A 2,899-nucleotide genomic window follows, 5' to 3' on the forward strand; every position below is an offset into this window, starting at 1 on the left:
TCGCCTCGAGCACCCCCCCCCCCCCCCGCGTCCGACCCGCGCCCGGGGTGGAGCCGGCCGCGCCCGCACCGGAATGTTTGGGCCGCCGGGGGCCCGGGGCGCCACACTCTTCATACGTACATATCGCAGCACCAACGAAAACAGGTAGAGGTCATGGCCGGTAACAGCCAGCGCAGGGGTCGCCGCACGTCCAACAAGAAGGGCGCGACGGTCGGCAGCGGTGGTCAGCGGCGCAAGGGCCTGGAAGGCAAGGGCCCCACGCCGAAGGCCGAGGACCGCAAGGGCCACAAGGCCTTCCGCATGGCCAACGCCGCCGCCAAGGCCGCCGCGCGCCGCCGCCCCGCGCCCCGCCGCGGCGGCCCCAAGGGCCAGAGCGAGATGGTCGTTGGCCGCAACCCGGTCTTCGAGGCGCTGCGCGACGGCGTGCCCGCCACCACCCTGTACGTCCAGCAGTTCATCGACAACGACGAGCGCGTCCGCGAGGCCCTGCAGCTCGCCGGCGCCCGCGGCAACATCAACCTGATGGAGGCCCCGCGCCCCGAGCTCGACCGGATGACCGGCGGCCTCAACCACCAGGGCCTCGTCCTCCAGGTCCCGCCGTACGAGTACGCGCACCCCGAGGACCTCACCGAGGCCGCCTACGACAACGGCGAGGAGCCGCTGATCGTCGCCCTCGACGGCGTCACCGACCCCCGCAACCTCGGTGCGATCGTCCGCTCCGTCTCCGCCTTCGGCGGCCACGGCGTGGTCATCCCCGAGCGCCGCGCCGCCGGCATGACCGCCGGAGCCTGGAAGACCTCCGCCGGCACCGCCGCCCGCACCCCGGTCTCCCGCGTCACCAACCTGACCCGCGCCCTCCAGGACTACAAGAAGGCCGGGCTGACCGTCGTCGGCCTCGCCGCCGAGGGCGAGCACAGCGTCGCCGACCTCGACGCCCTGGCCGGCCCCGTCGTCATCGTCGTCGGCTCCGAGGGCAAGGGTCTCGGCCGGCTCGTCGGCGAGACCTGCGACTACCTCGTGCGCATCCCCATGCCGGGCGGCGCCGAGTCGCTCAACGCCGGTGTCGCCGCGGGCGTCGTCCTGTACGAGGCGGCCCGCCGCCGGGGCTGAGCGCACCCGTAGGGAGCAGCGCCCTTGATCCACTCGGCTCACGGAGAGTGACCCGTGAGCGTGCCACCCCGCCCGTTTCGGGCGGGGTGGCTTGATCTTGACGCGTCTCGGACACATCCCTGCTGTCAAGGCAGTGTCCTAAACACTCATCACTCGGTTAGATGAGTGTGGACACCAGAACGTCAGGGTTCGACGACCAGCCCGCGCTGAGCATGGTCAAGGTGCCGTGCGACCCCGCACAGGTCATCGTCAACCACGCCAGCTTCCGCGTGCGGCTCGCACCGAGCCCGAGCGCGCGTTCCAAGCCCGCGAACACCCCCGGCCGGATGCCCGTCCTCGGCGGCGCCGTCACCGCCGCCGCCGGCGCCACCGCCCGCCGTCGCAGGGCCCCCGTCGTCTGGAGCGGCAAGTCCGCCCCCGGCGACACCGCCGCCATGGGCGGACTGCTCCAGGCCGTACGCCAACACGGCCACGACGACTACGACACCGCCGACGCCGGCGCCACCCAGGTCATCCCCCGCCTGGACCTCGGCCACGACCTCGGCGACGACACCGTCCCCACCCCCACCGTCATCGGCCAGCGCCAGTACGGCGACCCGGACGAGACGCGCTCCTTCGCCCCCGTACGGGACCTCCACCACGGAGGCCCCCCCGGCCCCCCCGGCCCGCTCCCGTACGACGCCGGACCCGGACCGGACGCCGCCCGCCGCGCCACCGCCGACAACCGCGGCCACGCCTCCTACTACCCCGGCCGCCGGATGAACCTCGGGGTCGTCCTGCTCCCCCTGCGGGTCTTCCTCGGCTTCATCTCCATCTACGCCGGCATGGGCAAGCTGTGCGACCCCGTCTACTTCGACGGCGGCGAACGCGGCTCCATGGTCACCTGGCTGCGCACCCTCGAACCCTGGGCCCTGGCCGAACCGCTGCGCGACTTCGCCCTCGCCCACCCCGTCGGCGCCGGCCTCAGCGTGGCCTTCCTCCAGGTCGTCGTCGGCGTCCTGACCGTCCTCGGGCTCTGGCAGCGGTTCGCCGCCTGCTTCGGCGCACTGCTGTCCGCCGCCCTGCTCATGACCGTCAGCTGGAAGACCGTCCCCGCCTACGACGCCCCCGACATCATCTACCTCGCCGCCTGGAGCCCCCTGATCATCGCCGGCGCGCCCGTCTACTCCCTGGACGGACGCCTCGCCGGCGAGGCCTGGCGCACCCTCGGCCCCCGCTCCGACCTGTGGGAGCTGCGCCGGCGCGTGCTGCGGCGCGGCGCCGTCATGGCCACCCTCGTCTGCGGGCTCACCCTCCTCATCGGCTCGTTGCTCGGCGGCGCCGTCCGCTCCAGCACCGTCGTCACCGTGCCCGGCCCCGGCCAGGCTCCGAGCAACTACCTGCCCGGCTCCCCGTTGCCGGTACCGCCGCCCAAGCAGCAGCGCCAGCAGCAGCCGTCGCAGCAGCCCTCGTCGCAGCAGCCGTCGCAGCCGGCGGAACCGGCCGCCAGCGCCACCCCCTCGACCAAGCCCAGCACCCGCACCGGTTCCACGGCCCGCGAGACCACGGGCACCGGCTCGCAGCCGCCCGCCGCCACCCGGGGCACCGGCAGCAGCCAGAGCAGCACCGGTACCGCACCCAAGCAGTCCACCCCGAAGACCTCGTCGTCCACGACCACCCGCAGCAGCGGCACGAGCAGCGGCGGGGACACCCCGTCCAAGCAGCCCGGCCTCGTCGGCGGCCTCCGCGGCTGACCGGCCTGGCCCGACCCGAAGGAGAACCGGGGGCGGGGGGGCGCGCGGGGGGGCGG

2 protein-coding genes are annotated in these 2,899 nt (G+C 74.3%); both read left to right on the forward strand.

What is annotated here, in order from left to right:
• Positions 1–153: 153 nt before the first annotated feature.
• Positions 154–1,110, forward strand: a complete 957-nt coding sequence (gene rlmB, locus ACFVGY_RS27080; RefSeq protein ID WP_385681654.1) for a 23S rRNA (guanosine(2251)-2'-O)-methyltransferase RlmB — start codon at positions 154–156, stop codon at positions 1,108–1,110.
• Positions 1,111–1,271: 161 nt separating this feature from the next.
• A complete protein-coding gene (locus ACFVGY_RS27085; protein ID WP_385681656.1) occupies positions 1,272–2,843 on the forward strand; it encodes a DoxX family membrane protein in 1,572 nt (523 codons plus the stop codon).
• Positions 2,844–2,899 lie beyond the last annotated feature (56 nt).

Source organism: Streptomyces sp. NPDC127106, assembly GCF_042677605.1.
In the GTDB taxonomy this organism is placed as follows: Bacteria; Actinomycetota; Actinomycetes; order Streptomycetales; family Streptomycetaceae; genus Streptomyces.

Excerpts from the sequence above, each read along its gene's own strand:
- rlmB (WP_385681654.1), top strand. The coding sequence starts at position 154 with ATGGCCGGTAACAGCCAGCGCAGGGGTCGCCGCACGTCCAACAAGAAG.
- ACFVGY_RS27085 (WP_385681656.1), top strand. The coding sequence starts at position 1,272 with ATGAGTGTGGACACCAGAACGTCAGGGTTCGACGACCAGCCCGCGCTG.